Source organism: Dyadobacter sp. BHUBP1 (assembly GCF_050587785.1).
Taxonomy (GTDB): domain Bacteria; phylum Bacteroidota; class Bacteroidia; order Cytophagales; family Spirosomataceae; genus Dyadobacter.
The window spans coordinates 13205-27460 of the sequence record NZ_JBOBIH010000014.1 but is presented as its reverse complement, the minus strand read 5'-3'; the positions used below and the strand labels follow the sequence as shown (position 1 = coordinate 27460).

The 14256-nt window shown below is 50.2% G+C and carries 13 protein-coding genes; 6 read left to right on the top strand and 7 right to left on the bottom strand.

What is annotated here, in order from left to right:
• Window positions 1-70: 70 nt before the first annotated feature.
• From pdeM to ACQ4MZ_RS29970, 7 genes are all read right to left on the bottom strand, one after another.
• On the bottom strand, window positions 71-712 hold the full coding sequence (pdeM, locus tag ACQ4MZ_RS30000; protein WP_430851498.1) for a ligase-associated DNA damage response endonuclease PdeM: 642 nt from the start codon (window positions 710-712) through the stop codon (window positions 71-73).
• Window positions 702-3164, bottom strand: coding sequence for a ligase-associated DNA damage response DEXH box helicase (locus tag ACQ4MZ_RS29995; protein ID WP_430851496.1), 2463 nt, complete (start codon window positions 3162-3164; stop codon window positions 702-704). The genes pdeM and ACQ4MZ_RS29995 overlap by 11 nt, the downstream gene beginning before the upstream one ends.
• A 63-nt stretch (window positions 3165-3227) precedes the next feature.
• Window positions 3228-3578, bottom strand: a complete 351-nt coding sequence (locus tag ACQ4MZ_RS29990) for a DUF5615 family PIN-like protein (protein WP_430851494.1) — start codon at window positions 3576-3578, stop codon at window positions 3228-3230.
• Window positions 3578-3811 carry a DUF433 domain-containing protein gene (locus ACQ4MZ_RS29985; protein ID WP_223408154.1) on the bottom strand — a complete coding sequence of 78 codons (234 nt, stop codon included), beginning with the start codon at window positions 3809-3811 and terminating at the stop codon, window positions 3578-3580. The genes ACQ4MZ_RS29990 and ACQ4MZ_RS29985 overlap by 1 nt, the downstream gene beginning before the upstream one ends.
• A gap of 100 nt (window positions 3812-3911) precedes the next feature.
• Window positions 3912-5090: an ATP-binding protein gene (locus ACQ4MZ_RS29980; RefSeq protein WP_430851492.1), complete on the bottom strand. Its 1179-nt coding sequence runs from the start codon at window positions 5088-5090 to the stop codon at window positions 3912-3914.
• A 68-nt stretch (window positions 5091-5158) separates the two neighbouring features.
• Window positions 5159-6757, bottom strand: coding sequence for an ATP-dependent DNA ligase (locus ACQ4MZ_RS29975; protein ID WP_430851490.1), 1599 nt, complete (start codon window positions 6755-6757; stop codon window positions 5159-5161).
• Window positions 6754-7863 (bottom strand): ligase-associated DNA damage response exonuclease, encoded by a 1110-nt coding sequence (locus tag ACQ4MZ_RS29970; RefSeq protein ID WP_430851489.1) that lies wholly within the window; start codon window positions 7861-7863, stop codon window positions 6754-6756. Before ACQ4MZ_RS29970 ends, ACQ4MZ_RS29975 begins: the two co-directional genes overlap by 4 nt.
• A gap of 172 nt (window positions 7864-8035) precedes the next feature.
• Here ACQ4MZ_RS29970 and ACQ4MZ_RS29965 point away from each other — a divergent pair, with 172 nt between their 5' ends.
• The 6 genes from ACQ4MZ_RS29965 (at window position 8036) to ACQ4MZ_RS29940 (ending at window position 14242) form a co-directional block, all read left to right on the top strand.
• A complete protein-coding gene (locus ACQ4MZ_RS29965; RefSeq protein WP_430851487.1) occupies window positions 8036-8428 on the top strand; it encodes a DUF5618 family protein in 393 nt (130 codons plus the stop codon).
• 81 nt (window positions 8429-8509) lie between these two features.
• Window positions 8510-9682, top strand: coding sequence for an ABC transporter substrate-binding protein (locus ACQ4MZ_RS29960; protein ID WP_430851485.1), 1173 nt, complete (start codon window positions 8510-8512; stop codon window positions 9680-9682).
• A 26-nt stretch (window positions 9683-9708) separates the two neighbouring features.
• Window positions 9709-10731: a FecCD family ABC transporter permease gene (locus ACQ4MZ_RS29955; protein WP_430851483.1), complete on the top strand. Its 1023-nt coding sequence runs from the start codon at window positions 9709-9711 to the stop codon at window positions 10729-10731.
• Window positions 10728-11777, top strand: coding sequence for an ABC transporter ATP-binding protein (locus ACQ4MZ_RS29950; RefSeq protein WP_430851481.1), 1050 nt, complete (start codon window positions 10728-10730; stop codon window positions 11775-11777). Before ACQ4MZ_RS29955 ends, ACQ4MZ_RS29950 begins: the two co-directional genes overlap by 4 nt.
• 65 nt (window positions 11778-11842) lie before the next feature.
• Entirely contained in the window at window positions 11843-13825 is a 1983-nt protein-coding gene (locus tag ACQ4MZ_RS29945; RefSeq protein WP_430851479.1) for an ArnT family glycosyltransferase, read from the top strand.
• A gap of 15 nt (window positions 13826-13840) precedes the next feature.
• Entirely contained in the window at window positions 13841-14242 is a 402-nt protein-coding gene (locus ACQ4MZ_RS29940; RefSeq protein WP_430851477.1) for a hypothetical protein, read from the top strand.
• The last annotated feature ends 14 nt before the right edge of the window (window positions 14243-14256 follow it).

The following is a 14256-nucleotide window of genomic DNA, read 5'->3' as shown; positions in this document are numbered from 1 at the left end:
AAAACTGGAAAAATATGGAATCAGATTCCATATTTTTCCAGTTTCAACATAATCACTTTATTATCAATAATTAACGAACAGAAAACACCCGCGTTTCTGTCGTAATATATATCTTGCGATCATCGGTGAGCCCCATTTGATAGCCGCCGGTGAACACTCCGAAGCTGGGAAGAATGGCCTGGTATTTGTCAATCACAAAACAAGGGAGCCGCACGCTCTGGCGGCCTCTGCCGTAGGAAGTGAAAACCGGGTGCACATGGCCGGCGAAAACGAATTTGGAAGTATCGAACTCCACTTTCGGATGATGGGTAAAAATGAATACATCTTCCTCGTAATCATCTGCATACACTTGTAAATCACATTCAAGTAAAAGGCTTACAGGCAGGATGTCGTGGTTACCTATGACGATGATCATTTCGATGTAGTGGTGCCCGGCGCGCCATTCGCGGAACGTTTCCCATTCTGAATTGTATTCGCTGTGAAAAAGATCGCCGAGGAATATAATGCGGGTGGCGCCGGTTTGCCGGACCAGTTCATCGAGCCGCTCGAAGTTGTTGGCGGCGGCATTGTGCGGGATCGCTATTCCTTCCTTTCTGAAATGCGTTACTTTCCCTAAATGCAGGTCTCCGATCAGTAATGTTTGTGTTTCTTCCCAGAAAATCGCCCTCTGCGTCAATAATAAAAAGTGGTTGCCTCTGATCTCAATCTGCATTACCGTACTGTTTGATCATTCGCTGGATCCTGTCGTCCAGCTTTTCCGAAGTTAATTGCTCCCGAAGCCTGTCGACCATGATCGGAAACGAGAATGGCGTCGGTCTGTCGGTGTTTTGTATGACTATTTTCTGATGTTCGATCCGCGCAAGCGCCTCGCGCATGCGTACCTCTTCAAGCTGGTAAGTCAGAACCTCCTGATATGCTTGCTTGATCAGCAGGTTATTGTCTTCATACTTACTCATCACATTGAAAAGCAATGAACTCGACGCCTGCAATTGCCTCGTTTTGACATATTTACCCGGATATCCTTGAAACATCAGCCCCGCAATGGCGGCAATCTCGCGGAACTTCCGTTTCGCCATTTCCGTCGCGTTCACGCTCTGGTAAATATCGTCGACGAGATGTTGGGTCGAGAAAAGATCGGTTTCACCCAGGATTTCAGCCAGATCGACATACTGATCACTTAACAACTCAAAACCGTAATCGTTCATCGCCACCGAAAACGTAATCGGCCGCAGCTGGCTAATGCGGTAAGCGAGCAAAATCGACATGCCTTCGTGCACCAGTCGCCCCTCGAAAGGGAATATGAAGATATGATATCCCTCGCGGGTTTCGCATTGCTCGATCAGCAGTTCGTTGGTCTTAGGAATGACCGAGCGCTTTTCCTGCAATTCGAGTAACGGCTGCATTTTGGCCAGCTCCACTTCCTTATGCGGGTTTTCGATCGCGTCGGCGAGGCGTTCGCGGATGAATGCGGAGAGCTGGGACGACAGAGGCATCCGCCCTCCTGCCCAGCGCACGAGGTAACCTTTTTTACCCTCAGCCTTTTTGACGGTCACGGTCATTTCATGGATTCGTACAAATTCCACACTCATACCAGCAAAGAAAAATACGTCGCCGGCTTTCATCCACGTCACAAATGACTCCTCCACGGCTCCCAGGTATTTACCACTTTGCAGCTTCACTTTCAGCGAAACTTCGGAAACGATCGTGCCCATGCTCAGCAAATGCCGATGGGCTATACGCCGGCTCGTCACCACATAGCGGCCATTCACTCGTTCTACTTTCTTGTATTCGTCATAAACCGTGAGCGACGAACTGCCCGTGGTGATGTATCCCAGAAGCCACTCCCATTCCTCCCGGTTAAGATATTGATAGCCATATGTATTTCGCACCTCTTCGAAAAGCTCTGCTTCATCGAACCCCTCGCCTACCGCCAGTGTGATCATCCACTGAGCCAGCACATCGAATGCATGAGCAACCGGTGGCCGGTCCTCGATCATATTTTTGATCACGCCCTCCCGCAACGATACGGCTTCGATCAGTTCCAATGCATTGGTAGGACAAAAATAGATTTTACTGTCAACGCCCGGCTGGTGCCCGCTCCTGCCCGCGCGTTGCACGAACCGCGCAATGCTTTTGGGGCTCCCTACCTGTATAACTGTGTCCACGGGCCGGAAATCGACCCCCAGATCAAGGCTGGCAGTGCATATGACCAGTTTCAACCGCTCATCGTGCAATGCCTCCTCCACCCAATCGCGGATCTCACGGTCGAGTGAGGCGTGGTGCAGGGCCATAATGCCGGCAAACTCAGGGTATTTTTCGATGATCGTACGGTACCAGATTTCCGTTCCCGACCGCGTATTGGTAAAAAGCAGCGTCGTACGGCTCCTGTTCACCACTTCCACCACCTTATCCACCAGCCTGATCCCCATATACCCCGACCACGGCAACGTTTCCACCCTGTCGGGAATGATACTTTCCACCAGGATCTTCTTTTCAGTATTCGCCCGGATAATCACCGAGTTTTCTTCCGGGAACCGCATTCCCAGCAGTACCTGCTTCGCTTCTTCCAGGTTCCCAATCGTCGCGGAGATGCCCCAGGTTTGCAGATCCGGGTTAATGGTCCGTAGGCGCGCCAGTGCAAGTTCTGTCTGTGTACCGCGCTTGCTGCCCATGAGCTCGTGCCACTCGTCAACGACTACCGTATGAAGGTTTTTGAAAAACTCGGAGGCGTCTTTTTGCGTAAAGAGCATATGCAGGCTCTCCGGCGTGATAATGAGGGCGTCAGGCATCTGCCGCTTCTGCTCATTGCGCTCCCGCGTACCCGTGTCGCCTGTACGTATGCCCACCCGCCACGTGAGGTTCATTTCAAGCGCCGCCATTTCCATGTTCCGGAAAAGGTCCTTCGAAAGCGCCCGAAGCGGCGTAATCCAAAGTACTTGCAGCCCTTTTTTAGTTTTGAGAGGCTTTTTCGGAAGCGAGTTAATATGCCTGATCAGGATCGGTAGCCAAAGCGAGTAGGTCTTCCCGCTGCCCGTGGGCGCATTCACCAAGCCACTTTTCCCCGCCAGATAAGCCACCGCGGCCTCCTTCTGAAAAGCTGCCCATTTCCACTTTTTATCTTTAAACCATTGCTCAACAATGGCATGTCCGCGGGATTTGGTCAAGGGTGATAGTTTGATTAAATACAGGACTGATTTCACAATTTCTGTACCAATCTACAAAAGAAGTCAGTAGGGGAAAACTTCGAGGCCGTCTACCGTCGTAATGATCAGCCGGGCTTCGGGGAGATGGGATGTAATCTGATCCCAGTTGTTATGAAAAAAAGTATGAAGATCTTTCAGGAGCAGATTTCCTAACTTCAAATGAATCACCTTAGCAGGCTGTTTATCGAGCAGGCAGCGATGGTAGAAATCAGAATCTTTCGTGACAATGATGAGTCCATGCTCCTGTGCATAACCCCAAATGTCCCGATCAGGCCATTTCGCATTGATGTCGATGACAAATTCAAATTCAGGAGAATGAAAAAAGCTGAAATATTTGGGAAGGTTAACGTCGATCAAATAGCGGTAAACCGACATCAGGCAGCCGTTAAGGAAAAATGTTCACCGTCAACCGTTTTGGCAGCGAACTCGATGCATGCCTTAATATCGTCTTCCTCCAAAAACGGGTAAGCAGCCAGTATATTTTCAATGCTTTCCCCTGCCGCCAGATACTCTAATACGGTTTTAACCGTCATCCGAAAACCCCGGATAACCGGTTTACCATTGCACACGGCTTCATCTATTGTAATTCGTTCCAACTTATTATTCATGTCTGCAAGTCAGCTTTTATACAAAAATAACAACAAAATACTGAAACAAATTGCTACTACTGGCTTACAACCGCTCGATAAACACTTTATGATCAGGCGGTCATTTATAATTATCCAAAATTTCCCTCATGATATTGATAAGCGAAGTAGCCACAACGCCATCACCCATAGGAAACGTATCCTTTCCCGAATAGATCACGAATTTTCTGTCCGGCTGAATGTCCTCGCAGGCAATGTGAAATCCTTTGGATAAATGCGGAGCCGAGTTTCTTTTGATTTCGATTGCCCATTTTTTACCGTCCGCAAATTCCAGGATCAGGTCAACCTCCGCGCCACCGGCGCTGCGGTAGAAATAGGGCTGCATCCGGGCCGGGGCAACGCTCATAATGTTTTCTATTACAAATCCTTCCCAACTACCGCCTACTACCGGATGGGCTAGCAGGTTATTGAAAGTTTCTATCCCCATTAAAGCATGGGTAATACCGCTATCTCTCACATAAATTTTGGGACTTCGCACCAATCTTTTGCCTGCATTCGAAGCCCAGGGCTGCAACCGTCTTACGAGGAGCAGGTCGACCATCAAATCCAGGTAACGACTAATGGTCACGCCCGAAACGTCGAGATTTCTCGCCAGGTGCGATGCATTTAATACTCCGCCCTGATTATGCGCGAGCATTGTCCAGAACCGCTCCAAAGTTGTTGCCGGAATGCGCGGACCAAGTTGAGGAATGTCACGTTCGAGATACGTCCGGATAAAATCCTGTCGCCATTCCAGGCTGTCGCGATCCGAAGCCGCCAATAAACTTTCGGGGAAGCCACCGCGAAGCCACAATGTGTTAACCTGTTGAAAATCCTCGGACGCATATTCAATAACGTCTACGGGGTAAAGTTCCAGGTAGGATATGCGCCCCGCGAGCGACTCGCTTGATTGTTGAAGTAAATCAATAGAAGCCGACCCAAGAAATAAAAACAGGCCCGATCTGTTGCCTCTTCGCCTCTCCTGATCGATAATACCCCGCAATTCGGTAAAAAGCTCCGGTATCCGTTGCACTTCATCGAGCACAATTAGCCGATCTTTGTTCGCTTCATAGAATGCGCGGATGTCTCTGACTTTTTCCAGATCCAGGCGACTTTCCAGGTCTAAATACAATGCAGGCGTGGAATCCACTACATCGAGCGCGATTGTAGTTTTCCCTATCTGACGGGGGCCCATCAGAGCGATCGAAGCACTCTTTCTCAGAGCTTCCCTGATTCTATTTTCGAGCCTACGTCTAATCATCTATGCAAATCTAACATAAAATATTAGATTTGCATAGATAAAATCTAAATAACCCTATTTTTTATTGTTTATTTATAATTATATAGGATCTCTCGCAAGCTACTCAAACTATCAGCCTCCTCTGCCTTTTTATCCTTCCGCCATCGCAAAATCCGGGGAAACCGCACGGCTATTCCCGATTTATGGCGCGTTGACTCATTGATTCCTTCAAATCCGATTTCAAAAACCAGCTCCGGCTTGACGGTGCGGACAGGACCAAATTTTTCCAGGACATTGCGCTTGATAAAGTAATCCACCTGTCCGATTTCAGCATCTGTGAGGCCGGAATAGGCCTTGGCAAACGGTACAAGCTTTCCGTCGTCGCCCCAGACAGCGAAGGTATAGTCGGTGAAAAGTTCGGCGCGACGACCGGAACCTTTCTGGGCATAAATAAGCACCGCGTCGATACTAAGCGGATCGATCTTCCATTTCCACCAATCGCCCTTCTTACGACCGACCTGGTAAGTGCTCGCTTTACGCTTGATCATGAAGCCTTCCGCGATATTCTCGCGCGACTGCGGGTGAAGGTCGCGCAGAACCTGCCAATCTCCGAAATCGATCAACGGCGAAAGGTTGAAATAGCTTTGTGGGGGTATATTCGCATATACCGCTTCCAGCTGCGCGCGACGCTGCCCCTGCGTAAGCCCGCGGATATCCACGCCATTCGCTTCGAGCATATCATAAGCCAAAAATGCAACCGGCGCTTCTTCGAGCACCTTCTTGGACAAATTTTTACGACCAATGCGGGTTTGCAACACATTGAACGGCATAGGCCGGCCATCCGCATAAGTTACAATTTCGCCGTCGAGCACGGTACCACCGGGAAGAACCTCACTCAGGAAATGCAGCTCAGGAAACTTTTCGGTGGACAATTCCTCGCCTCTTGTCCAGATGAACAACTCGTTGTTCCGGTAAATGATTTGAGAGCGGATGCCGTCCCATTTCCACTCGGCAAACCAGTCGCTGGGCTCGCCGAGATCCGCAACGTCACCCTCTATCGGGTAAGCGAGAAAAAACGGGTAAGGACGCGACGCATTGTCATTTTCACCTTTATCAAGAATCAGCTGCTCAAAAGTAGTTTCCAACGGGTCCCATTGCCCCATTACCCGGTGGGCAATCACATTGGAATCGGTTTCGGTCGCTTCTGCCAATGCACGGACCACCAAAGTCTGCGAAACCCCGATGCGGAAGCTGCCCATGAGCAGTTTATTGAATAAAAATGTCTCATGCTGCGAAAGCTGCATCCAGGCGCGGGTAATGTGATCTCGCTTTTGCTCGTCGGTCATGCCGGGCAGCATTCCCAGGTAGCGGAACCACTCCGAGAGCGATTTCTCAGAACCTCCGGGGCTTGTCCGCGGCAAAAGCAGCGAAATCGTCTCACCCAAATCCCCCACGCTATGGTAACTCTCCTGAAAAAGCCACATCGGGATTCCGGCCTCCTCTGCAGCCCATTCTTTCACCTGCGTGCGATTGACTTTGAATGAGGGCCTGCGCCCTGTAAACAATGTCAACGCCCACAGCTTATCCTCGTCCGAAGCCGTCAGAAAGTAGCTTTTCAACAAATCGACCTTTGCATTCGTCTTGTTCGTGCGGTCGAGGTTCATGAAGAGTTCTGCAAACTGTTTCATAGCCCGGTACCGTCTTTGTCTGTGTCCACTAGCCCGTCAAGCTCTCGTTTGTGCTCCTCATAGGCGTTCTGGCCTGCCGCAACATCCTGCGCGGCCTCTTCTTCTTCACTTTCATCCTCGTTGCCGTACATCGTGTTCACTTCGGCCGCTTCAATGCCGTTTTCATTGAGCCAACGTGCATAAATGCTCGTATAACCATGCGTGACGTACACTTTTTCGGCGCCGGTTTCTTTCACAGCCCGGTTCAGATCAGGCCAGTCGACATGGTCGCTTAATACGAACCCCTGATCCACCGCGCGGCGGTTTTTAGCGCCACGCAGAGCCATCCAGCCAGAGCAATACCCGACCGAATAAGGTGCAAACTTCCTGATCCACGTGGTGCCATCAGCCGAAGGTGGAGCCAGCACCAGCGCCCCTTTGAACAGCTTTCTGTCTATCTCTTTGGTAACCAATGTCAGCTCCGGCAGATCGAAACCAGCCTCTCGCAGGCGCTCATTCACAGTGTAAATGGCCCCGTGCGCGTAAATGGAAGAATCCTGCAACCGGATATTCCTCAAAATCCGCTGCATTTTCCCCAGCGAATAACCCATTAACACACTGGCCTTGTCTTCGGCGCGGTTCTGCGCCCACCAGTCGTCGATTTCTGTCATCACCTCTTGCTGCGGCTGCCACTTATAAATAGGTAATCCAAATGTAGATTCGGTGATAAACACATTGCATTTCACGGGTTCGAACGGCGTTGCGAAATGATCGTCTTCCAGCTTGTAGTCGCCGCTGGCCACCCACACTTCGCCCTGATACTCCACCCTCACCTGCGCCGACCCAATGATATGGCCGGCCGGATGCAAAGAAAACTTCACCCCGTTGATCATGAATTTCTCACCATATTGCACCGTCTGGAGATTAATATCCTGCCCGAGCCGCAGCCGCAGGATCGGCTCGCTATCCTTGTGTGCGAGGTAATGCCGGCTTCCCCATCGCGCGTGATCGCTATGCGCATGCGTGATGATCGCGCGGCCTACGGGCATCCACGGATCGATATGAACATCGGCAATGGCGCAATAAATACTTTTGCCGGTAAACTGTAAGAGAGGCTGTTTTGGCATATCCCGGAATTTATTAAAAGTATGCCAAATGCGCCACCAGCCCGGCTATAAATGCGATTGAGTGCTAACTTTTGCCACCCGACAGTAAAAGCTGATGAAATTTATTCAGAACTTGAATGTTACCTTTCCTGAATGTGTTCGTATAAAGAGTAAGATAAACCAACACACCACTATGCCGGAACAACACCATCTCCCCCTCACTCCCGCGCAGGAAGCCGAACGCTACCTTGAAAACGCACGCCAGATCCTAACCGAGAAAGCCGGCAAGAAAGACGGCCTCTATGCCGATGTCAAGTATGTTAAAATGGCTGCGGGTACGGCTTATTCGGCTGCATTGCTTATTCTGGATGAATATCTCCGGCAGAAGGAATGCATTCATTTTACGAAACCAAAGAGTATCGAGGATTATATGATACGGCTGAGAAAGTACGACAAGAAGCTTTTGAGAATTCTCGCTAATGTGTATGATGAGCTGCATTTGGCTGGCTACTATCATGGAACTCGTTCTGTGGACACTATGCAAAATGGGTTAAATAATGTCAGACAAATGCTGAGTTACATTTGACGAGAACAAATTCATTAACCACTGCAAACGCTTAATAAATGAGTAATTTTGAACGAGTCGATGACTCGTTCAAAATTACAAATGATGTTCAAAATCTTTTACCTGCTCATTTTCACAGGCTTGCTTATCCAGGGCTGCGGCCCATCAGGCGATGAGCAAAAGGGACAGAAGGCTTCCGCCGATTCAATCACCCGGTTTGTTAAAACTGAAATCCATCACGCACGAGGATTTAAGATTGCCTATTTCAAAGACTTCAAACTGGTCAGCATTATCAATCCATTCGGCGGAAAGGACGATACTTTACAATATATTCTTCAAAAAAAAGATGCTGCAATGCCCGCGGGTTACCCACGCGCTCAGCGCATTGAAATACCGGTAAAAAGCCTCGTCGCCATGTCTTCCATGCATATCGGATTACTGGGTTTCCTGAATGCGGAACACGTGCTGACCGGTCTTGGCAATTTGCAATACGTGTATTCTCCGAAAGTTATCGACATGATCAAAGCCGGCAAAATAGCAGAAGTAGGCCGCGATCAGGGTTTGAATGACGAGAAGGTTATCGAAATGCGACCTGACCTGATAATGACGATTGGCAATCCAGGCGGAAAAATGGAGCATTACCACATATTAAAGGAAGCCGGAATACCGGTGCTGATCAACTCCGAGTGGGTTGAACAAACGCCACTGGCCCGTGCAGAATGGGTGAAACTCATGGCCGCATTGCTGGATAAAGAAGAGTTGGTTAATCAAAAATTTACACAAATAGAAACAGAATATGAGCGGCTATCTGCCCTTGCCCAAAAAGCGACGAAGAAGCCTATGGTACTTTCCGGATTGAATACCAAAGATGCCTGGTTTCTGCCCGGAGGGAATAGCTACATGGCCCGTTTCTTTAAGGATGCCGGTGCCGATTACCCGTGGAAGAACGATCCCGCGACCGGAAGCCTTCCCCTTAGTTTCGAAGCTGTGTATCCATTTGCTCTCAAAGCAGATTACTGGTTGAATGTCGGCTTCGACAGTCGCGACACCCGGAAAAGTATCATAGCCCAGGATACCCGCTATGCCGATTTCAAAGCGGTACATACAGGCAGGCTGTACAGCTACAACCGCCTGGTCAACGACCAGGGTTCGAACGATTTTTTTGAATCGGGCAGTGTAAACCCAAATAGTGTTTTGGCTGATATGGTCCGGATTTTCCATCCCGAACTCCTCCCGGATCATCAGCTTATTTACTACAAACAGCTTCCCGAATGACGCAGCACATGCCAAACAGAAGCTGGATGTTACTCTTTTTAGGGATTTTTGCCATCGCCCTGTTCTGCCTTGATATCATGCTCGGCTCGGTGGCGATACCATTCAAGGAAGTAATCCGGATCGTGACCACCGGCGAATCCGAGAACAGGGCCTGGCTTTTTATCATTGAAAAAATACGTTTACCCAAAGCCATCACCGCTATGCTTGCTGGCTGTGGCCTGTCGGTCAGTGGGCTGCAAATGCAGACGCTCTTCCGTAACCCACTGGCCGGACCATCGGAACTGGGCATTACCGCAGGCGCCGGCCTGGGTGTGGCGGCCGTAATGCTTGCAGGCGGGGGCAGCGCGAGCATGTACGCGATCAGCCAGTTAGGAATTTCCGGAAGCTGGCTCATTATCGGGATGGCTTCGCTGGGCTCAGCCGGTGTTCTGGCATTGATTCTCCTGATCGCCGGGCGCATCCGCGACAACGTAATCCTACTCATAGTGGGTGTCATGATCGGCACCATTACGCTTTCCGTCATCAGTATCTGGCAATATTTCAGCCAGCCCGAGCAATTGCAGGAATACATTATGTGGACGTTCGGATCACTGGGCGGTGTTACAGGCTATCATTTATATGTACTTTCGGGTGTAGTTACAGGAGGCTTATTGCTCGCATTTGCATCCTCGAAATCACTCAATGCATTATTATTGGGTGAAAATTACGCGAGAAGCATGGGACTTACGGTCGGCCGGACGCGCTTGATGATCATGCTCAGCACGAGCCTTCTTACCGGCAGCGTTACAGCATTTTGTGGGCCTATCGGTTTTGTGGGCATCGCTATTCCGCACATTACCCGTTCGCTGCTCGGGACATCCAACCACCGCGTGCTTATCCCTGCAACCTGCCTCACCGGAACCGTACTGTTACTGTTTTGCGATATCATTGCCCAGCTTCCTGGCTCGCAAACCATCATCCCGATTAACGTCGTGACCTCGTTGCTTGGCGCTCCGGTCGTGATCTGGATCATTGTCCGACGCAATAACCTACGTTCGTCTTTTTCATGAAAAATCAGAAAGCCATTGTCGAAACCCACGCACTGGCGATCGGTTACCGGTCGTCCGGTACGGAACGAACGGTAGCAACCGATCTCGACTTACAGTTACGGCCCGGAAGCCTGGTATGTTTGCTCGGTTCAAATGGGGCAGGCAAATCTACATTGATGCGAACATTAAGTGGTCTCCAACCGGCTCTGACGGGCGAAATTACGATCGATAACCGCCCGCTCCACGCGCTGAAACCGGCCGAGCTCGCCCAAAAACTCAGTCTTGTATTAACCGACCGAGTCGATGCTGGCAATCTCACAGCCCGCGAGCTGGTTGCATTGGGACGCACGCCCTACACCGGCTGGCTGGGTACATTGACAAAAGATGACCATTTCCAAATAGCCCAAAGCATCGAACAAACCGGCATCGCCCCGCTGCTCGACCGCCATATGCACCAGCTCAGCGATGGCGAAAGACAGAAAGTAATGCTCGCCCGCGCACTCGCGCAGGACACGCCGCTGATCCTGCTCGATGAACCTACGGCCCACCTCGACCTCCCTAATCGCGTGGAAATGATGCGCCTCCTGCACACGCTCGCGCGTAACATGCATAAAGCGATCCTGCTCAGCACGCACGAGCTGGACCTCGCGCTGCAAACCGCCGACGAACTCTGGCTAATGCACCCCGATGGCAAAATTCTGGCAGGACTTCCCGAAGATCTTGTCCTAAACGGCGCATTCGAAGCCACATTTGCCCGAAACGGCTTTTCATTTGACCGCACTACCGGCACATTTATCATCCACCAACCCGTGGACAATGCGCAGATTTACCTCGAAGGTGCTGAAAAACCGCTCTTCTGGGTAAGGCGGGCGTTGCAAAGGGAAGGACTGGGTGTCGGCAGCTACCGCGATGCACCCTGCATTATCAGGGTATTTGAAGCCGAAAACGGATTTGAGGCCGAAATAATCTTCCAGAAGGAACTGGTCAAAGTATCGTCAGTTCAGGCACTTATCGGGCAAATGCACTTACTTTTTCCATCCCCCGCGCATCCGCGTATGACGAGTTAATGCGATTCTTTGCAACGAAATAGTTAGTTTGCGGCTCATATTTGCCGAACAGGACTTCCTTAACTATGATCTTTTTGATCCCGACGGCGATGGTGCTGGCCACAGCGAATTGCTATGTGGCATTTTACAGAAACGCGGAGCACCCCTTCCGCAGTTCGCTGATTTCCGCCGCTATTTTTATATTCCTTTTCATTGCCATCAGCACGGAGGCATTGGGATTGTTCAACCTGATCAACCGGGTTGCTATTGCCAGCAGCTGGACCGTCTTCAATATCGTCCTGGCGGCAACGTGGTTCCGGCTGAAAAGTACTCACAGCATGACTTTCCGGACCATTGTGAAGCACTGGCTGAATGATACCCGAAACTTTTGCCTGGAACTCGGCACCTTCACAACTGCCATGCTGGCGATCCTTGCGTCGATTACTCTGGTGGTTGCCCTGGCAGCTATTCCCAATAACCAGGATTCCCTCAGCTACCATCTGAGCCGGCTGGGTTACTGGATACAGCAGGGCAACGTGGCGCATTATGCCTCGCATATCGAGCGCTCGATCTCGTTCAGCCCTTTTTCGGAATATGTGCATCTGCATACCTTCCTGCTTTCCGGCTCCGAGCGCTATTTCCAGCTTTTGCAATGGTGCTGCCTCGCGGGCGTACTGGCGCTGGTTTCCATGATTATCCGACTTTTTTCAAATTCCCGTGCGGCGCTTCGTATCGGCATGTGCTTTGCCGCCACGCTACCTATCGTCGTCCTGGAATCAATGACGACCCAGAATGACCTGGTTGTAGCATTTTTTATCCTTGCGACTGCATTTTTTATTTTTGATTATATCCAAAATAACCATCTTACAAGCCTGTATCTGATTCCGGTATGCTGTGCAGTCGGTATGATGACGAAGGGGACATTCCTATTTTATGTACTTCCGTTCGGCACTTATCTGTTAATTTCGATGCTTCGAAAGCAGGCTTTTCGAAAACATATTATCGCGTTTCTCGTCTCTTCCCTCATTCTGACCTTCTCAATCAATATCCCCTACTGGTACCGTACCTACGAAATCTTCGCCTCGCCCGTAGGCACGATCAGTTCGGGGAATCGGAACACTTTTACCGGCCCGGCCGACTACATTTCGTCGGTCAGCAAGCATACTTTTCTTCACCTGGGCTTCGTATCGCCCGGTAACTACTACAACGATTTTCTCCTCAACCAGCTGCGAAACCTCCATACGGCAATGGGTATTCCCCTCGATGTACCGCGTCTCGGAATGCCATTCAAGATGAACAAGCTGAATTTCAATGAGGATTTTGCCCATAATTTCTTTGGTATCTGGCTGATCCTTTTCAGCATTCCGCTTCTTATTTTTACGCGCTTATCCAATACTGCCAGATGGTATGGCTGGCTGACTTTTCTCAGCATGCTGGTCTTCTGCTTTTTTATCAGCTACCAGACCTACGGTTCGCGGCTGCATATTCCATTCTTCCTTCTGGCAGCCCCCGTTGTGGGCCTCACCTACGGCTCGGTGCTACCCGCATGGCCGGCCCGGCTGCTTCCTTTCCTGCTCTGGTTGGCAGCGCTGCCTTTCGCATTGCTCAGCTCGGCGCACCCTTTTCTCTCCACAAAATGGTTTTTCGAGAAAATTTTTCCGCCTATCAATTCAGCATTGCATCTGAACATCCGCATTGACGCTGCTAACCTGAACCTCAAACAGGAGAGCGTCTTGTACGCCAGTCCGGGACGGCTGTTCTGGGGCGACCACTGGCCCGGAACCGAAACACTTTTGAAGCAGGTGAATGCACTCAATCCGCAAAAAATCGGTTTTGTTTTTACGGAAGCCAGTTTCGACTATGCCTACCAGTTCCTGTTGAGAAAACCCGGCCGCACATTTGCACATATACGCGTGGGCAATCCCTCCCAGGTGTTGGAAGATCCGGCATTTCAACCTGACGTGGTCATCGCCGAAAAGAATGAAGGATCCGGATTTAGATATCATGGAAAAAACTACCGGCTCGCGCTGGAAAGCGATGGCAAGTGGCTTTATATTCCGTCCCAATGACCCTGTTTAATTGTTATGAAGTTTTTTAAGAATAAAAAGAACCTCTTGTTACTCGCGCTGGCCATCATTATCGGCTACATTGTTTACGACTCGGCTTCGCAGCCCACTGTGGCCGATCTGCAAGGCGGCTTTCGGGAAGTGGCCATGTACCGCAACGAGAACAACACCGGGCCGATCGTACGCGTATATGCTGTGAGCGTGGAAGATACGCTTTCGAAGGATATGCGCCAATACGGCGATCTGATGCCCTACACTAAATATGGCACCACAACAGTCTATTTTTTCAATGCCGCAAAACCGATCCCGGGCAACCTGGTCGCTACGGAGCCCCATTTCGAATCAAAATTCGCCGCCGGCTGCATTGCCGTGTACCGCAAAGACGCCAATGGGCAGGTTTCTTTGGGTCCTTTACCTTAAATATTTTTTGAACA

Excerpts from the sequence above, each read along its gene's own strand:
- pdeM (WP_430851498.1), bottom strand. The coding sequence starts at position 712 with ATGCAGATTGAGATCAGAGGCAACCACTTTTTATTATTGACGCAGAGG.
- ACQ4MZ_RS29990 (WP_430851494.1), bottom strand. The coding sequence starts at position 3,578 with ATGTCGGTTTACCGCTATTTGATCGACGTTAACCTTCCCAAATATTTC.
- ACQ4MZ_RS29985 (WP_223408154.1), bottom strand. The coding sequence starts at position 3,811 with ATGAATAATAAGTTGGAACGAATTACAATAGATGAAGCCGTGTGCAAT.
- ACQ4MZ_RS29980 (WP_430851492.1), bottom strand. The coding sequence starts at position 5,090 with ATGATTAGACGTAGGCTCGAAAATAGAATCAGGGAAGCTCTGAGAAAG.
- ACQ4MZ_RS29975 (WP_430851490.1), bottom strand. The coding sequence starts at position 6,757 with ATGAAACAGTTTGCAGAACTCTTCATGAACCTCGACCGCACGAACAAG.
- ACQ4MZ_RS29970 (WP_430851489.1), bottom strand. The coding sequence starts at position 7,863 with ATGCCAAAACAGCCTCTCTTACAGTTTACCGGCAAAAGTATTTATTGC.
- ACQ4MZ_RS29965 (WP_430851487.1), top strand. The coding sequence starts at position 8,036 with ATGCCGGAACAACACCATCTCCCCCTCACTCCCGCGCAGGAAGCCGAA.
- ACQ4MZ_RS29960 (WP_430851485.1), top strand. The coding sequence starts at position 8,510 with ATGATGTTCAAAATCTTTTACCTGCTCATTTTCACAGGCTTGCTTATC.
- ACQ4MZ_RS29955 (WP_430851483.1), top strand. The coding sequence starts at position 9,709 with ATGTTACTCTTTTTAGGGATTTTTGCCATCGCCCTGTTCTGCCTTGAT.
- ACQ4MZ_RS29950 (WP_430851481.1), top strand. The coding sequence starts at position 10,728 with ATGAAAAATCAGAAAGCCATTGTCGAAACCCACGCACTGGCGATCGGT.
- ACQ4MZ_RS29945 (WP_430851479.1), top strand. The coding sequence starts at position 11,843 with ATGATCTTTTTGATCCCGACGGCGATGGTGCTGGCCACAGCGAATTGC.
- ACQ4MZ_RS29940 (WP_430851477.1), top strand. The coding sequence starts at position 13,841 with ATGAAGTTTTTTAAGAATAAAAAGAACCTCTTGTTACTCGCGCTGGCC.